Here is a 16,881-nt window from a genome sequence, read left to right on the forward strand (position 1 = left end):
GGTCAGTGACCCCCAAGTTCATGGCTTTGCAGGTTCGCCTGACCCGTCCACACCCGGTAGATTTCCACCAAAGCCTGAAGCGACAGCAAACCAAACCCGACCCAGATCGCCGATTGAGTATAGGCCTTGGGTACAGCAAGGTAGCTGTCTGTCGTGTGCCCGGCGAGCGTGGATTTCAGCCAGATGTCCCAGCCATATCGTGCGGCGACACATCCGAAAAACACGATAACAAGCAACGAAAACGTCTCGACAATCCGCCGCCCCAGTGTGTTCGCATCCCGGAACGCCAAATCAATGACGATGTGCTGGCGGTGCTTTAGAACATAGGCTGTCGCGCCAAAGGTAGCCCACACCTGAAAGATCCTTGCGACCTCATCCACCCAGACCGTCGGGCTGGTCAGCGCGTAGCGCATGAAAACCTCGTAAGCCACAAATATGCCTATGGCGAAGAACATCCATCCGGCTACAATACCGAAGAATTCAGACAGCCAATCGACGGTTCTGGTCAGGGCTTGCAGCATTCGGGGCGCCTCGCCAAGAGAAGAAGCAACCGAACCAGCGGTGTCCGCTTGCTTTGACAATATGAAGAAGGGTTTACATTCCGGACACGGTTGAAATCACTTCGGCGGCTGTATCGCCTGCGTCATCAACAAAACGCTGAGAAACGCTCGAGGTCGCCTCAATCCATTGCTGACGCTCTTCATCGGTCAGGTCGACCACGGTCATCAGGCCGCGCATTTCGTCGATCGTTGCATCTTCTTCTGCGTAGATCGCGTCACGCAATTGCTGTTCGACCTCAGCGGCGGCTTCCAGAATGATCTGCTGATGCTCAGGCGAAAGGCTTTCGAAAAAGTCGTTGTTCATGACGGCGACAAATTCGATGGCGCTGTCATATGACAATGTCATGTGATCCATCACTTCGTGCAGTTTTCGCGACTTCACGGCAGAGGCACCTGTCATGCCCACATCGACAGCACCCTGCTGATAGGCCAGAAACTGTTTGGACCCCGACATCAGCGTGGGTGCGCCACCAAGCGCCTCGACGGTCCAACCGATCACCTTGCCGTAGGTCCGGACTTTTTGGTCCTTGAGGTCGGCGGGCGTTCGGATGGCAGACCCGTTCGACAAATAGACATTACGCCCAAACGCCTGCCACCACAGAACCTTGGCCCCCGTTTCCTCAAGCACAGCGGCATCCAGTATGTTGCGCATTGGTGATCCAGTGGCTACGGCCGCCCGCAGATGGTCTTCGTCACGGAAAAAGAAGGGCAGGTTCACAACGTCTACTGCCGGGACCGCCCCGGTAAACCGGCCAAGAAACGCCGAACCGGCCTCGACAGCACCCGTGCCCACTGCTTCTGGAACTTCCTTATCTTTATAAAGCTGCGCTGACGGGAACAGTTGAACCGTTAGCTCATCGCCGGACTTCTCTTCAACGATGTCCTTGAACGCGATCCAGTTCTGCCCCAACGAATGCGTCTCAGGCAACTGTAACGTGACTCGGATGATTGTTTCGGCCTGCACCATGATCGGAGCCGACACGATGAGTGTTGCAGCCAACGCCGCCTTAAACATGTTACGCATGATTCCTCCGTCGTGTTTTTGGATTTTCCGCATTCTTAACTTGTTTGGCAGCGTCGCAATGCGGTGGCATTGATGTCAATTCCATATGCAATCACTTTCGAGAAAACGAAGACATTTACCCTGACTGATACCCCTGCAGATATTGGGACATGAACTCGGACAATTCAGCCTGTACCGCTTCCGGGTCCAACGCGACGAACCGACCTTCCAGCGATAGCTTTACTATGCCGTGCACGGCAGAAAACACAGTTCGTGCACGCGAAGCCAATGTGTCGTCATCCAATTGAAGGTTCAATTGCGATAACGGAGCGATGATCTCGGCGATGAGCACCGCATGTTCCTCAAGGTGCCATTGCGGGACCGGTACACCCGGCTGCATCCGGTGATCGAATAAAGCAGCCCATAGGTTTCGGTTTTCGGTACCGAAATTCAGGTAGGCCAACGCAAGTGCAAGCAGCTTTGCCTTGGGCGTCTCTTGTGATGCGGGGACGTTTTGTAGTGAGGCATGCAAACGCGCCAGTGTGCGCGAGTTCACCGCCAGAATCAGAAGGTCCAGATCTTCATAGGCATTATAAAGACTGCCCAGCGCACATCCGGCATCTTTTGTGATGTCACGGGCGCGCAGCGCGGCCAAACCTTGCGATTCAATACGCTTTTCCGCAGCGTCCAAGATCTTTTTCTTCAGAATTTCTCTTTTACTTTCTGCCACTTAAACCTCACAAGCTCAAAAAATATGAACATCGTTCATTTTTATTGTTGAACGATGTTCAGAATCATCGCATAGTCCCTTCATGAACAATGTTCATAAACGAGGAGTCAAAGATGTTCAAACAGTTTGCCACTTTGTTACGAGGCCGGGCCTTTGAGGCGGCAACCGTTGTTACGGATCGTCACGCTCTGCCCATTTTGCGTCAGCAAATCCGGGATTGCGCCCATGCCATTCAGGTGTCGCGCAAGGCGGTCGCCGTCGCAATGGCGCAGAACGAACAAGAGATCAAACAGCACAAGAGGTTGACCCAACAGATCGCAGACCTCGAAACGCGCACGCTGGATGCCTTGCAACAAGACCGCGAGGATCTGGCGCGGGATGCTGCCGAGACAATCGCCCATCTTGAGGCAGAGCGTGACGTGTCAACGCAGGCGCAAGCACGGTTTGAAACCGAGATCAGCCGCCTACGCACTGTCCTGCGCGAGGCCGAAACCCGGCTAAGGCAGTTACAGCGCGGTCAGCGCCTTGCCACAGCCACGGACAAGACGCAGCGCCTTCAGCAAGTCGCGCCCGACAGTGGGTTGTCCACACTCCGCGAGGCGGAAGACACCTTGCAGCGTTTGCAAGAGCGTCAAAGCGAGATGGACGCCACCGCGCGCGCCATGACCGAGCTGGAAGCAACGGGTTCGGCCGAGCACATTCGCGACAAGTTGGCCGAAGCAGGGTGCGGCAAGCCCTTGCGGTCAAACGCTGACGACGTTCTCGATCGCCTGAAAAAGAAGGCGCAGAAACCCAACAAATCGAAATCGAGCTGACGACCGAACTGAATTGAACCAACAGAGAAACTGAAAGGAATTGATCCATGAATACCGAAGAAAACCTGAACCTGCCGCAATCCAACGCTTGGAACATGTTCACCATTATTTCGTTTATTGTCGCAGCAGCGATGATGGCCGGCGGCATCTACTTCCTGGAAGCCAGCTTTGCGGCAAAAGGGTTCTACTCCATGTCCGCGTTGATGTTGGTGCATACCACCGTTTCGATCACAAAAACCCTGCGCGACCGTGAGGAATCGCAACGTCTGCACAATCGGATCGAAGACGCAAAGACCGAGAAACTGCTGAAAGAGGTGGGCGAGAACATCGCCGCCTAAACGATAACCTCGCGCACCGACAGGCGCGTTCGACTGGGGGTGGCACCGTTGGCGACCCCCAGTCTTAACGCGTTAAAGAGAACCCTGTCGGCTGGTATGGCAAAACGATGCGAAACAACGGCGCGCGTAAGTGGGTCATCCGCTAGTGCCGCGGCTGGCCACCCCACTAACCCAGGGGCGGTAGCTTGTAACCAGGACCGATAGAACGCCCGGCCAGCGTTGACCATCGACCCACTTTCAGGCCAGTGAAACAGTGCGATTGCACCTGCACCACGGCTGCGCGCAGCCTCGCCCGACAGGTGCGGGCCAAGGCCCAGAAACGATAACAAATCATAAAGCCTGCCACCCAGAATGGGTGGTGCAATCCTTGCAGTAGCCGCATCCATAGCAAGTACCTCTCGGTTCAGACCGTCGGTGTGGTAGTTGGGATCGCCCTCGCGCAAGCGCATCCAGTGCAGCAACTCGGACCGAAAGTCCCTGGACCGCATAACACGGGCCGAGGCGATGTCGATTTGCCCGGCAAGCCATTCGATCTGGGACGCATCCTGCACCAATGTCATGTGGTCGGCGCGCCAATTCAGGAAGGCTTCTTGCGGTGCAGGTATGAAACCCGCTCGATGCGTCAGACGCTTTGAAACCTCCTTGGCCAGCACAACGTCACTAACATCGGCGGTTGTCTTGGGGACAATGCGGGCAATCATGCGCAATCCCGCCTCGACCGAACCTTCCGGCAAGGTTACGTCGGCACCAACTCCGCGCGCCGCCATGGCCAACACCGTGCCCTCGACCGCCGCACCACAGGAAACGTACAGATCACGATTGTCCGGATCACCAACAGGCAGGCGCCGCGACAGATCGGCATGGACCTCGATACACGCGCCATCCAGCCGCCATCGCGCTGGCTGCGTGTTATGCGCCGAAGGGGCAAGCATCGCCTGTGCAACAATTGCTTCAAATTCTGCGCGATCCACTACGTCAGCTCCTTGGAAAACAGGTGCAACCTGTGCAGCGGCACGGCCCCCGCCTTTTCGGTTTGGCGCAAACTGGCCGCGTTTTCATCAGCAATCCACGTGCCACCAACCGTTTTATATCCGGCGGCCATCATGTCCCGTGTCATCTCGCTCAGCATCAATGGATTGACCGAACGGCCCTGAAACTCGGGCATTACGCCCTGAAAGATGACCACTGCACGGTCACGGCGGGCCTTGTACTTAAAGTAGTGATACAGGAGCGACAGGCGCAACCGCGATCCGATCCGCCGGAGCAACGGGTTGAGATCGGGAATGGCAATCACCGCGCCCGCAGGTTGACCACGATAATGCACAACCTTTGAAATCCGCGGGTCCATGATCCATTTCATGTCTTTGGCCTGAAAGTGGAATTCTTCAGCCGTCACCGGAACAAACATTGGATTGTCTTTGAAGCTGCGGTTCAGAATGGCACGGGCGTCTTCAAGTCGTTCGGCGATGGTCGCACGGGTGACAGGCGCGAAAGAGAACCCTTGCTCTAACAATTGCGCGCGCTGCTCGTCGGGCAAAACCTGCGGGGCCGGGTTTGAGTCCAGACGCCGCTCGAACGTCGTCATCGGAAAATGTGGCTGATATCCGTTCGCCTCAAGCAGCCCTGGCAGGTGTGCAGGCCCCCAGATCTGATCGGTAAAAGGGGCCCGATCAAAACCATCCGTCATGATTCCGGCCTGCTGCATCGCGGTCAGGTTGAAATTGCCGGTCAGCCGGGTCATGCCTTTCGCGCGGGACCAGTTTTCCGCCGCCTGCAGCAATTGCGCAGCAGCCTCGGGATCATTTGCGCAATCGAAAAAGCCAAAGCATCCCCGCGCCTCATGATGCAGGTCGTTCGATCCCCGATGTAGATGGGCCGTGATGCGACCCACAGGCTTGCCTTGGCGTTTCACCGAGAAATAGGTGAAATCCGATGCATCTGAAAACAACGGATTCTTGATCGACAGGAAACGTTTCAGATCCGCCTTCATGGGAGAAACATACGGAGTGTCGGCACCATAGGCGTGAAACGGGGCGGAGAAGAAACTTGCAAAATCCCGTTCGAGCAACTCAATCATGCTTGAGCCTCATGTACCAAGACGCGCGCCATGCGCTGTACGGCGCGCAAGGCTGCGCCAGTACTGTCCAGCGTCGCGATTTCAGGACTGTTGAGCATGACCACCCGCATCGGGGTCCCGGACAGGAACACCGCATGGGTCGCATCAAAACGGGCGAACAGCCAATTGACCTGTTCGTCATCCGTTGCCCCCAATTGTTGCACGGGTGTTGTGGTGAAGCTGGCGCGCAAATCATCAAGATTCATGTCCATCAAATCTGCTTCTTCAACCAGTATCACGTCCGGAGATCCGGCAGCCCGGCGCAGCAATGTCAGGCTGGCTTGTGGTCCCTGCCCTTTGACATCCGCAATCTCGCGCAGAGCGATCAGCTGGCGATCCTCAATCCGCAAGGCAATCGCTGCCTGCCAAATTGCCAATAGCATGAGCGTGGACAAAGTGATCGCCATTACCTGCACGCCAGACCGCATATCCACCGGCACGATCGCCGAAAAGATCAGCGGTAGCAGAACGGCCATGACAATAACGATGCCGAAACCTCTCAGCGTATCCCACGGCCGCAATCCGGAACGGTTCATCCCGATCGACAACCAGCACAGTCCCAGCACGGCCACGCCACCCAGTCTGACCGGCAGGTCAAGCGTCGTACCTCGCATGAAATCTGTCGCCAGAAACGGCAGGATCAGCAGAAAGGACAGGCTTATCCAATTTATGGTTCTGTTTTCCGCCGATGACAGGCTGTCTTTGTCACGCCGCAACACAAACAGAGCGACGCCGCCCAAACCGAACAGTTGAAACAGCAGCAGACCGGCCAACCGGGTGATCTCGATACTGCTGAACTGGAAAAGACCCAACAGCCCGAAAATCACGCCCCCCCAAGCACAGAATTGTTTCAGCACCGGCGGCGCGTGGCGGCGCGAAAGCCCTTCGGACAGAACAAGTGCAGCCAAAGGTATCAGTGCCGCGCATAAATTTGTGACCGCCGAAAACAGCCAACCCCAGCCGCCCCAGTGACCAATCCGCGCCAGCATCAGAACGACCAACACCCACAAGCAGAATTGAAACCGTTTGGCGATTTCCGGCCTCTGCACCAGGTCCTGAAGACGCAGCAACACAGTTGCCGCACCCAGTGCCGCACAGAGCGAAACCCAGGCATCCGCCAGAAAAGCCGCAGCATCCATCATGACGTCAGCAACCTTTTCATCTGCCGTTGAACCAGCGGACGCATCAGCGCGGCAAGAAAGCGCGGTAAAGGCCGCTCAACCTTGCCAGTGTGTGGGTTCAGAAACCAACCGCGATAATCCGCGCCGTGCGTGCGGCCCAGAACAGACTGAAGCGCCTCTCCTCCCATCAATGTCCCCGCCATGATGACCATCGGCGCAAAGGACATGCGGCTGCGGGTTCCGGCAATCACCTCACCTGCCAGAGCCAGATCAACGTGGTGCCGGGATGAGGAATGGGTCAGCACATATTCGGCCTCGGCTTTGGCCGCCGCATCCCGCAACTCGGGGGTCAGCGCGTTCCAGCTGGTGCCGCGTGTGGTGTAGCCCAGACGCTCCTCGGGCATGGGGTCGTCGGGGGTTGTGACATAGACTGACGGCAACGGGGACGCATAGGCATCGATCACCGCGCGCCCTTTGGCCCGCGCCGTGCGATATAACAGCAAGCTGGCACCAAGATCGTCGGTGCCATTGATCACGACATCCGCGCTTTGAACCAGACGATCCACATGGTCGGACCATTCCGCACCAAGCACCTCAATCTCAGCTTCGGGATTGATTTGTAGACACTGATCCCGGGTTGCCTGCGCTTTGTCCTGATCGACTGTCTTCAGCGTTGCAAACAGTTGTCGGTTCAGGTTGGACACTTCGAACGCATCCAAATCGGCTAGGATCAACCGGCCCACCCCGGCGCGGATCAGGGTCATGATCGCGCTGCCCCCCATTCCTCCGGTGCCGCAGACGAACACACAGGCGTTGCGCAGGTGTGATTGTTCATCCCCGGACACAAAACCGAGGTTGCGGGTGGTGAAGTCCTGATAGGTAAACTCCGTCATTTATTCTGCTCTCTTGGCCTGAGGATGCCGAATTCGTGCCGCGTGTCCGCCCATTGCCAAAGCGGCATCGCCAGTCGCTGCAAGACCGCGGCTATGACGGCAAGGGCAAGTGCAGCAAAGGACCCGCGCGGAACTTCGCGCCCGACATAAGACAGGGCGGTCGGCATATCCATTTGCCCCAATTGCAGGATGTCATCGCCCCGATCATAATCGAGCTGGTTTTCACAGAACGCATTGACGACCTGATCCCGATGTTTCGGCGCATCCTCGAAGGTTTTCTTCAGATGATCCGACCCGCCGGTATAGGCGTTGGTGATCACAAAGCGGTCTTCGTCAAACCCTGCATCAGGTCCGACGCCGAAAACATGGCGGTGATCTTTCATGATACTTCGCGCCAAATGCAGATGAAGAAGACTGCGTCGGTTCTGCGGCCCTGTCTGTGCCGTCGGAAACACATGGGCAAAGCCCTGGCCAACCAGCCCCACAACTGCAGGGACTTGTGTCACATTCGAAACCCAAAGCGGGCGCATACCATTTCGAAACAAGAGCAGAACACAGGTCAGCCCATAGAGAACCCAGCTGAAGCCCTGGTTGCGAAGATCCGGATCAACCATGACCAATCCCAGATGCAACACCTGTTCGGACCGGTGCCCGAGATCGACATCCATCAGGGCCAAGGCATTGAAGGCAACAGGCGTATTGTCATCCCGGCGCGAAATCAGAGTGATTACCGAATGCCCAAGCCGGTCGCGATCCCCGGCGAAGACGCCATACGCCAGTTCCCCGGCAGGCAGCGTTTTCGACGCCACGCTCCGCAAATCCGCGACCAGATTGTCCAGCTCCTCGCTCGGCATCCAGAGGCCGGGGCGTTCGACAATGCGTACGTGGTATCCGCCAGGAATACCCAGACGAATATCCATGAAACGCTGCGAAGCTGCGTTGATTATGGCACTTAACAATTCCTGTTCCCGTTAATGTCTGCTCAACTCCGGATCCGAACTATGTTTCGGAAAAGCCAATACTTGAGGTCAACTTTTTCCTGCTGTCGCATCGCTTCGTCATCAACAGGTTTTTTTCTTTTCGACGCAAGTCCTGAATTCCACCAGCTGCCAACCAGCTTCTTTTTCAGCCATCTGCAGGCTATCGAATTCCCTTGAGCATCCCCTTGTCGGATTTTCCAACACAGCCCGATGCACACCACAGTGCATTTGGGTCGATTTGGGACAAGCACGCAGCCGAATTTGAGCTACACTGCTTAGCGTAGCGATGGGGTTGGCGAATGCAGACAAAGTTGAGACCGAACGTAATATTAATCTTGGCAGATGATTTGGGCTTTGCCGATTTAGGTGCAACCGGATCAGAAATCCGGACCCCGAACATCGATGCTCTTGCCCGGAACGGCGTGCTGCTTTCAGCCATGTATAACTGCGCCCGTTGCTGCCCGACGCGGGCATCTCTCTTGACCGGGTTGTATCCACACAACGCAGGCGTGGGCCACATGGGGGCGCATCTGGGAACGCCCGCGTACCAGGGGTTTCTGCGCAATGATAGTGCCACGATTGCAGAGCACCTGAAGGCAAATGGCTACCGGACTCTGATGTCAGGCAAATGGCATGTCGCCGGGGACTTCATGGCCCGCGAAATCGATAGCTGGCGTGTTGGAGATGTTGAGCATCCAACGCCGCGACAGCGCGGGTTTGATCGTTTTTACGGAATTGTCGACGGCGTCACCCACTTTTTTTCGCCTCACTACATGCTCGAAGACGACAGCCGCGTTATGACCTTCCCGGATGACTTCTATTTCACGGATGCAATCACGGACAAAGCCATTGGAATGATCGAAGAAACCCCAGACGATCAGCCTTTTTTCCTCTATCTCGCGCATACTGCACCGCATTGGCCCCTGCATGCCCATCCCGAGGATATTGCGCGCTATGACGGCGTATACACATCGGGCTGGGACGCTATCCGCACGGCGCGACATGAAACCATGAATGACATGAATCTGTTTCAGACAAACTGGGATATCTCACCACGCGACGGCGATGTTCATCCTTGGGGCTCAGAGAAGAACACTGATTGGGAAGCGCGCAAGATGGCCACCTACGCCGCGATGGTGGACAGGATGGATCAATCTATCGGCAGGCTTATCTCTGAGCTGAAGCGCATGGGACAGTTTGAAAACACGCTGATCATGTTTCTGTCCGACAACGGTGGATGCGCTGAGTTCATGGCCGAAGACGGGTGGGCAAAATTCTTTCCGGATACCACGAATGATGGTCGACACATCAAGATGGGAAACCGTGCTGACGTGATGCCGGGAGATGCTCTGACTTATCAGAGTTACGACAAACCATGGGCAAATGTGTCGAATGCGCCGTTCCGGCTGTTCAAGCACTATGTCCATGAGGGCGGCATTTCGACACCTCTCATAGCACACTGGCCCAAAGGGTTCGCGCCGGGCGCAAATGCGCATGCGGCTTGCCACGTTGTCGATATTCTACCGACAATATTGGAGGCAACGGGAAGCCAGTACCAAGGCGAGGTTGGCGGGCACGAAATTCAGCCTATGCAGGGACAATCCTTGTTGGACCTATTTCGCGGCAAGGACTGGTCGCGCGACGAACCCATCTTTTTCGAACATGAAGGCAACGCGGCCGTCCGGCTTGGTCAGTTCAAACTGGTCAGGCAGCATGGGCAGGACTGGGAACTCTATGACATCGAAGCAGATCGCACGGAACTGAGAAACCAAAGAGGACGCAACGCTGAATTGGAGGCTGAATTGGTTGGTCAATACAATAGTTGGGCAAAGAAAACAGGCGTCATGGATTGGGATGTAGCACTTCCCAGGTTGCTCGACGCCTGGAAGATTGAATCCGCTGAGGGATAGCCAGCTCAAGATTTCAAAGTGAATATCTGGTCATATCCGTTGGTAAATAAGCTCGGTCGTCGCTTCCGAAAGAGATTATTTGTCACTAAATCAACATAGGTCTTGATTTTGGTTTCATTGTAACTGATATTTCTGTCATGACAGAAATTTATGACATAACGAAATCTGACGCTGCAAGCCAATTCATTCTCTATTGGGGTGATATGGGCAACCAATGGGGCGTCAATCGCTCTGTGGCGCAGATTCACGCGCTGCTCTACCTTAGTTCTAAACCCCTTAATGCCGAGCAGATCGCCGAGTCGTTGGGTATTGCGCGATCCAACGTGTCCAACTCGCTCAAAGAATTGGTGAGCTGGCGCCTCATTCGTCGCATTCCGGTGCCAGGCGACCGGCGCGAGCATTATGAGGCCGAAGTAGATGTCTGGGAAATGGGGGTCCGCATCGCCCAAGGGCGCAAGGAACGCGAGATTGATCCGGCGACACAAGCCCTGCGCGCGTGCGTGGCCCAGGCTGAAACCGAAAGCAGTCTTGACCCAACAGCGTTGCGGCGCATGCAGGACATGCAAGAGTTTCTGGCAACCGCCGATACGTGGTTCAGCGACATGCTTACGGTGCCCCGTCCAAAACTGGTGATGTTGATGAAAATGGGAACCAAAGTCGTTTCCCTGCTCAGCTTCACCGGAGGCAAAAAAAGCAGCTAAAAATTTGTCGCGAAATTTCTCTTTTGACGGAAAAAACAGAATGATCGAAATTAGCAAAAAGATAGCGCCGCCAGGCCCAAAGCCGGCAAAACCGCAATCCGATGCGGTCAGCAGTCTGGATGATCGCTTCAAGAACTTACTGGGGGCTTCGGCATGGTCGCGCCTGCCCAAGGCAATTCAACGCCGGTTCAGCAAGCGTCTGCGGGGGGATGCCAGCCTTGCCTATCAGGGCCACGTGACCCAAATGCGGATGAACCCTGTTGGGCGCGCACTGGCCTTTGCCTTACGTGTTATCGGGGCGCCGCTGCCATTTGATCGTACCTCTGTAGGGCGATCCGCCGTGGTCACCGTCACCGAAGATGCAGCAACGGGCGGGCAGTTTTGGATCCGACAATACGGCCGGGCCGCCGGGTTTCCTCAGATGGTTGGCAGTTCCAAACGATTTGCCGGGCCAACCGGATTGGAAGAATATATCGGCTTTGGGATCGGCATCTCGCTAAAGCTTGAAAGCACAGCGAGTGGTCTCTATTTCGTCAGCGACCGTTACTTCCTGAAACTGGGGCAAAACCGACTGGCTCTGCCACGGTGGGTCTGTCCTGGGGGGCTTGTGGTCGGCCACGAAGAACTTGGGGGTGGGCAGTTCCGGTTCACTCTGGAACTGGTGCATCCGCTTTTTGGTCAGCTGATCTGGCAGGACGCAACCTTTCATGATGCTGAGGTTATCGGGAGTGTCCCGTCATGAAGGTCGTGATTATCGGCGGATACGGTGTTTTCGGATCCCTGACGGCCCGATTGCTGGCACGTGATGGGCATCAGCTTTGGCTGGCCGGGCGACACCCTGAAAAAGGCCGCTCTCTGGCTCAGGACCTCGGGGCGCAAACCCTGAAGTTGGACATTGGCAAAGCACCAGAGGCTGTTTTCGAGGTTAAGCCAGACGTTGTGATTGATGCGGCAGGACCGTTCCAACACTATGGTGACGATCCCTATAAGGTCCCGAAACTCTGCATCGCTCATGGCTGCCACTATCTCGATCTGTCGGACAGCGCCACGTTCACGAAGGGTATCGCTGCTTTGAACACCGAAGCGACGGTCGCAGGTGTTTTCGCCCTTTCCGGTGCATCCAGCGTGCCCGGTCTGTCCTCCTGTATCGTCGAAAACTTGAACGAAGGTATGGATGAAGTTGATGTTATCGACATCGCAATCCTGCCAGGTAACCGGGCACCGCGAGGCATGTCCGTTATCAAGAGTATTGTCAGCGGTGTCGGACGGCGGCATCAGGTGTGGCGCAATGGTGCCTGGCAAACAACTAGCGGATGGACGGATCGCAAGCTGTATGAGTTGGAACCAGGTATGAGGCGCGCCGGATACAGCGTCGACGTTCCCGACATCGCACTGCTGCCGGAAAAGACAGGCGCGAAGAGCGTCATGTTTCGTGCGGGTCTGGAACTTCCGTTGATGAACTGGGCATTACATCTGCTGGCTAAACTCAGGCAGTACGGGCACTTTGAATTACCGGACATTGCCTATTCGGCGCTCTACGTTCTTTCAAAAGCGCTTTATCCCTTCGGGAGTGACCGAGGCGGTATGCAGGTGAGTGTTTCCGGCAAGCGCGCCGGGCATAGCTTGACCCGAAAATGGAAGCTGATCGCGGAAAAGGGGCACGGTCCTTTTGTTCCCGGTGTCATGTGCCGCGCGATCCTGCGAGAACATGACAACGTAAATGCAGGTGCGCGACCCTGCCTGGCAGAGCTGACAAGGCCCTTGGTTGAGAGCGCTATGGCAGATCTGGAAATCAGTACTGAGATCGTCGACCTGATGGATCAGGGCACGAGTGATCCAAGAGGCGACGTGCAAAAGAGCAAACTCTCAGGCAATTCGGACAGGCAGCGCCTAAATCCAGCTGCACCTTTAAAGCACCTGAACTCGAATCGTAAACGGCAAAAAAGGGGTATTTTGCTATACGCGATAGAGTTCACTTAATTCAAAATATGACGCTTTGACTGATAGGCTGGTGGACCGCCTCGCATTTCAGCCGTGATAACAATCGCGGCAAGGACCTCAGCTAAGAGGACCTCATCAAAATCTGCACATCTTGGACAGAGGAAATGCGCATTTGCCCGTCACTTCTGGCGGCATGAAACACTTGACCGCAGATACACTGTCATGGGGTGCCTTCGCGATTGCCTCTGCAATTCTGGCCGCGCAACCTTTGCAATGGCTTGTTCGAAGCTGGCTTAGCCCGGCTTATGGGTCTTTTGGGTATGTCTATGTCCTGCTGATTTTGGGTCTGGCCGGGATGAGTTTGCTGAGCGGCCGTCGGAAAGAGGCAGGCTCTGACGTTCCAGCGATTGCCTTGTTGCTCTTGGCGGCTTTGATCCGGTTTCTGGGGCAGGTTTTGGCGATCAACATTCTCAGCGCTCTTGCGCTTGCTTTGGATGTTTTTGCGCTGGTCGGGTTGCTGCAGCTGAATCGGCGCCCTTTTGCGCTGTCGCCGTTTTGGATGGCTACGCTGTTCTTGTTTTCCTTACCGACCGAAATGGTCTTGCAGCGCACACTTGGGTTCCCGTTGCAGATGGTTTCCGCGGAACTGTCCTGCCACATGCTCAGCGCACTGTTCTCGAATGTTGTCTGCGACGGCGTACGCATCACCTTGGAACAGAGAGATATTCTGGTGGATTTGCCGTGTTCCGGAGCTTCGGGGCTTTTGCTGTCGCTGGCTTTCGTGGTTACGCAAAACGCAGTTATGCGCCCGCGACGGCATGTCGGTGGCCTTAGCCTGTTGGCCGTGATCGGATGCGCCGCCTTGGGCAATAGCCTGCGCATTTCGTTGCTGGCGATTGGGCTTGCACGTGGTCTGGATGTTATGGCCGAGCCTTGGCACAGCCTTATCGGGCTTGTGACCCTTGGCCTGACAGTTGCGCCTTTTGCCTTGTTCTATCGGCCCCGCAGCAGAAACACGCACAAAAGCCACACACATCCCAAGCAGTTCATTTTGCCCAAACCCATCAGGGCACTGGCGGGGTTTGCATGCCTGATCGGCAGCATTGCGATCGTGTCTCTCAAGGCAAACCCAGTGGATGTTTCAGGCAGTGTCGTAACCCCGAATCTACCCGCACAAATCCAAGGATATCTGGGGCAGAAAGTGCCCCTGACACAGATGGAAGCTTATTATTTCGAAGCTTATGGCGGACACGCGCAAAAGGCTCAATTCGGTCCACTGGGGCTGAATGTGGTCAGCACGCGCGCGCCGCTGCGACATCTGCACGCCCCTGAAATCTGCCTGCGGGGTCTTGGCTACAAGGTTCGGTTTCTGGGCACACGCTATGACGGCGCGCCCAGCGCCTATTACCGGGCCACCGGCCCGGACGGGGACCAATGGCTGGTTGCGGTTAGCTACGTCTCACAAAACGGGCAAGTCACACCCAGCGTGGGCGAAGCGATCTGGCGCTGGCTGAACGGATCAGGCGGCACCTGGAGCAGCGTGCAAAGGATAACCCCATGGGCCTTAGACACGAGCTTGCGCGCCCAACTCGACGCTGCCGCGATTGCAGCGCTCGACATACACACAATCAAAGGAACGGACATATGATACGGCATTTTGCTTTTGTTTTTCTGCTATTCCCCGCGGCTGCGTACGCCCAACCCGAAGACGACATCGCGGGTCGATTGATCGGCAATGGAACGGCTGGTCAATTGGACCTGCCCCTGCTGAAATCAGACCTTTCCGTTGATATTCAGGGCGATATGGCAACCGTTCAGGTGCGGCAGGTGTTCATAAACCCGTCGGACGGTCCGATGTCGGCGGAGTATCTGTTCCCCCTCAACCAAAAAGCCGCCGTCTACGCGATGCAGATGCAGGTGGGCGACGAAGTGATTGAGGCGCAGATCCAACAAAAGCACGAGGCCGAACAAACCTTTGAGATAGCAAAGCAAGAGGGCAAAGCCGCTGCCCTTTTGACCCAGCATCGTCCCAACATGTTCACGCAGAACGTCGCCAATCTGATGCCGGGGCAGCCGATTACTGTGACGCTGAGTTATGTGCAGGCCGTCCCTAAGATAGACGAGGCTTTTGAGCTGGTACTCCCTCTGATTGTCGGGCCGCGCTATCAAGGGGCGGTGAATTTTGACCAAACGTCTCAGGGCGTTGAGTTGGCTGATTTCCATAGTGAAGAACCGGTCACTTCTACCGTAACCGAAGTCGATGGCTGGACGGTTTCCGAGCTACCGCAATACCCTCTGGTTCCGCGCCTGACGAACCCTGATACAATTGAACCCGCGCGGGTCTCGCTGAACCTCAATCTGCGCGGAGCAGTTCCCGTTTCCAATCTGACAAGCGCCACGCATGATCTGCAAGTCCAGGAGACAGAGGGGGTAATCAGCGCCACTTTTAAGCACGGGCGGGTGATCGACAACCGCGATCTTGTTCTGCGCTACGTGCTTGGTGGTGATGAAGCGACAGCCGGAGTGCTGGCCCACCATGATGACCGGGGTGGCTTTGTATCGGTGCTGGTTGAGCCTCCAAAAATCCCGCAGTCGGATCAGATAACTGCACGAGAGCTGGTCTTTGTGCTGGACACCTCGGGATCAATGGGCGGCGCGCCTTTGGATGCCAGCAAGCGGTTTATGGAGGCCGCGTTGAAAGGTCTGCGCCCCGAGGATTATTTCCGCGTGATCCGGTTTTCCTCGGGCGCGTCCGAGTTCGCGTCCCAAGCCGTTCCTGCCACACGCAGTAACATCCAGTCCGGTTTGCGCTACGTGCGCAGTCTACGCGCCGGGGGTGGTACAGAAATCGACAACGCAATCCGTCATGCCTTTGCAACGCGGCAACCTGCCGACACATTGCGCATCGTCGTCTTCCTTAGCGATGGGTATATTGGGCAGGAATCCCGCGTGTTGCGCACAATCCGGCAACAGATCGGCGATGCGCGTATCTATGCCTTTGGAGTGGGCACTGCGGTGAATCGCTATCTGTTGGACGCGATGGCCGAAGAAGGGCGCGGTTATGCCCGCTACGTTGATCCGACCCAGCACGCCTCGGATGTCGCTGACACACTGGCCCGGGATCTGAAATCGCCGGTGCTGACGGATGTATCCATTGATTGGGGCGGGTTGAATGTCACCGAAGTGGTGCCACAACATATTCCCGACCTGTTCGATGGCGGCTCAATCCGGGTTATGGCTCGGTATGAAGGTGGCGGGCCTGCAGACATCACGATCAATGGCCTGGTCCAAGGTAGAAAAGCACAGATGCCACTCTCGACAGTCCTGCCTACAGAATCCGGTCCAGAAAGTGATACGCATCAGGGCACTGCGATCCCACTGACTTGGGCACGTTCCAAAATCGCAGATCTTGACCGCGCCATGGCGGTGCGGGCTGGCGATCCCAGAACGATTGAAGCGCAAATCACCGATCTAGGGCTGAAATTCAATCTTCAGACGCAGTTCACCTCTTTTGTTGCGGTGTCAAAAATGGTCGTTAACCCCGACGACGCGCCAGCAGATGCCAAGCCGGTGGCCTTGCCGCAGGTGGCGGGCGTTGGCCCAGCAGCATATCCCAAAACAGCGTTCAGCGGGTCTTCGACACCCGAGCCGCAAACGATTTTCGGACTGATAATGCTGATGGCTTTGGGCGCGCTGCGCCTGAGCCAAGGCCGGAGGGTTTCGGCATGAGAGCGATACCCTACAAACTGCGCACCGATGCCTGGTGGCTGGGG

General features: G+C 56.2%; 16 protein-coding genes. 8 read left to right on the forward strand and 8 right to left on the reverse strand.

Annotated elements, in window-relative coordinates:
* Nucleotides 1-2: 2 nt before the first annotated feature.
* The 3 genes from AC2FIS_RS13015 to AC2FIS_RS13025 form a co-directional block, all read right to left on the reverse strand.
* Nucleotides 3-521, reverse strand: coding sequence for a TRAP transporter small permease (locus AC2FIS_RS13015; RefSeq protein WP_496773755.1), 519 nt, complete (start codon nt 519-521; stop codon nt 3-5).
* A 73-nt stretch (nt 522-594) separates the two neighbouring features.
* Complete coding sequence (locus AC2FIS_RS13020; protein ID WP_496773757.1) at nt 595-1,584, reverse strand: TRAP transporter substrate-binding protein; 990 nt, start codon at nt 1,582-1,584, stop codon at nt 595-597.
* Nucleotides 1,585-1,699: 115 nt separating this feature from the next.
* A complete protein-coding gene (locus tag AC2FIS_RS13025) occupies nt 1,700-2,293 on the reverse strand; it encodes a TetR/AcrR family transcriptional regulator (RefSeq protein WP_496773758.1) in 594 nt (197 codons plus the stop codon).
* A 113-nt stretch (nt 2,294-2,406) separates the two neighbouring features.
* On the opposite strand from AC2FIS_RS13025, the gene AC2FIS_RS13030 reads away from it, so the two are divergent.
* Both AC2FIS_RS13030 and AC2FIS_RS13035 read left to right on the forward strand, forming a co-directional pair.
* The gene (locus AC2FIS_RS13030) at nt 2,407-3,108 is read left to right on the forward strand and encodes a PspA/IM30 family protein (protein ID WP_496773759.1); all 702 of its coding nucleotides are present in this window, start codon (nt 2,407-2,409) and stop codon (nt 3,106-3,108) included.
* A 47-nt stretch (nt 3,109-3,155) separates the two neighbouring features.
* Nucleotides 3,156-3,446 (forward strand): YiaA/YiaB family inner membrane protein, encoded by a 291-nt coding sequence (locus tag AC2FIS_RS13035; RefSeq protein ID WP_113790425.1) that lies wholly within the window; start codon nt 3,156-3,158, stop codon nt 3,444-3,446.
* Here the strand turns inward: AC2FIS_RS13035 and AC2FIS_RS13040 are convergent.
* The 5 genes from AC2FIS_RS13040 to AC2FIS_RS13060 are packed head-to-tail and all read right to left on the reverse strand — an operon-like array spanning nt 3,443 to nt 8,496.
* Nucleotides 3,443-4,417, reverse strand: a complete 975-nt coding sequence (locus tag AC2FIS_RS13040; RefSeq protein ID WP_496773760.1) for a hypothetical protein — start codon at nt 4,415-4,417, stop codon at nt 3,443-3,445. The two genes, AC2FIS_RS13035 and AC2FIS_RS13040, sit on opposite strands and share 4 nt — an antisense overlap.
* Nucleotides 4,417-5,523 carry a hypothetical protein gene (locus tag AC2FIS_RS13045; RefSeq protein WP_496773761.1) on the reverse strand — a complete coding sequence of 369 codons (1,107 nt, stop codon included), beginning with the start codon at nt 5,521-5,523 and terminating at the stop codon, nt 4,417-4,419. The genes AC2FIS_RS13040 and AC2FIS_RS13045 overlap by 1 nt, the downstream gene beginning before the upstream one ends.
* Entirely contained in the window at nt 5,520-6,704 is a 1,185-nt protein-coding gene (locus tag AC2FIS_RS13050) for a hypothetical protein (RefSeq protein WP_496773762.1), read from the reverse strand. The genes AC2FIS_RS13045 and AC2FIS_RS13050 overlap by 4 nt, the downstream gene beginning before the upstream one ends.
* Entirely contained in the window at nt 6,701-7,576 is an 876-nt protein-coding gene (locus AC2FIS_RS13055) for a ThiF family adenylyltransferase (protein ID WP_496773763.1), read from the reverse strand. Before AC2FIS_RS13055 ends, AC2FIS_RS13050 begins: the two co-directional genes overlap by 4 nt.
* Entirely contained in the window at nt 7,573-8,496 is a 924-nt protein-coding gene (locus AC2FIS_RS13060; RefSeq protein WP_496723441.1) for a hypothetical protein, read from the reverse strand. The genes AC2FIS_RS13055 and AC2FIS_RS13060 overlap by 4 nt, the downstream gene beginning before the upstream one ends.
* A 359-nt stretch (nt 8,497-8,855) precedes the next feature.
* On the opposite strand from AC2FIS_RS13060, the gene AC2FIS_RS13065 reads away from it, so the two are divergent.
* The 6 genes from AC2FIS_RS13065 (at nt 8,856) to AC2FIS_RS13090 (ending at nt 16,837) form a co-directional block, all read left to right on the forward strand.
* Nucleotides 8,856-10,466, forward strand: a complete 1,611-nt coding sequence (locus tag AC2FIS_RS13065; RefSeq protein WP_496773764.1) for an arylsulfatase — start codon at nt 8,856-8,858, stop codon at nt 10,464-10,466.
* A gap of 137 nt (nt 10,467-10,603) precedes the next feature.
* Nucleotides 10,604-11,167 (forward strand): GbsR/MarR family transcriptional regulator, encoded by a 564-nt coding sequence (locus AC2FIS_RS13070; protein WP_496773765.1) that lies wholly within the window; start codon nt 10,604-10,606, stop codon nt 11,165-11,167.
* Nucleotides 11,168-11,207: 40 nt separating this feature from the next.
* Nucleotides 11,208-11,909, forward strand: coding sequence for a DUF4166 domain-containing protein (locus AC2FIS_RS13075; protein WP_496773767.1), 702 nt, complete (start codon nt 11,208-11,210; stop codon nt 11,907-11,909).
* On the forward strand, nt 11,906-13,147 hold the full coding sequence (locus AC2FIS_RS13080) for a saccharopine dehydrogenase family protein (protein ID WP_496773770.1): 1,242 nt from the start codon (nt 11,906-11,908) through the stop codon (nt 13,145-13,147). Before AC2FIS_RS13075 ends, AC2FIS_RS13080 begins: the two co-directional genes overlap by 4 nt.
* A 154-nt stretch (nt 13,148-13,301) precedes the next feature.
* On the forward strand, nt 13,302-14,756 hold the full coding sequence (gene xrtT, locus AC2FIS_RS13085) for an exosortase T (RefSeq protein WP_496773771.1): 1,455 nt from the start codon (nt 13,302-13,304) through the stop codon (nt 14,754-14,756).
* Nucleotides 14,753-16,837 carry a VIT and vWA domain-containing protein gene (locus AC2FIS_RS13090; RefSeq protein WP_496773772.1) on the forward strand — a complete coding sequence of 695 codons (2,085 nt, stop codon included), beginning with the start codon at nt 14,753-14,755 and terminating at the stop codon, nt 16,835-16,837. The genes xrtT and AC2FIS_RS13090 overlap by 4 nt, the downstream gene beginning before the upstream one ends.
* Nucleotides 16,838-16,881 lie beyond the last annotated feature (44 nt).

It is taken from the genome of Ruegeria sp. CDSB113 (assembly GCF_059611045.1).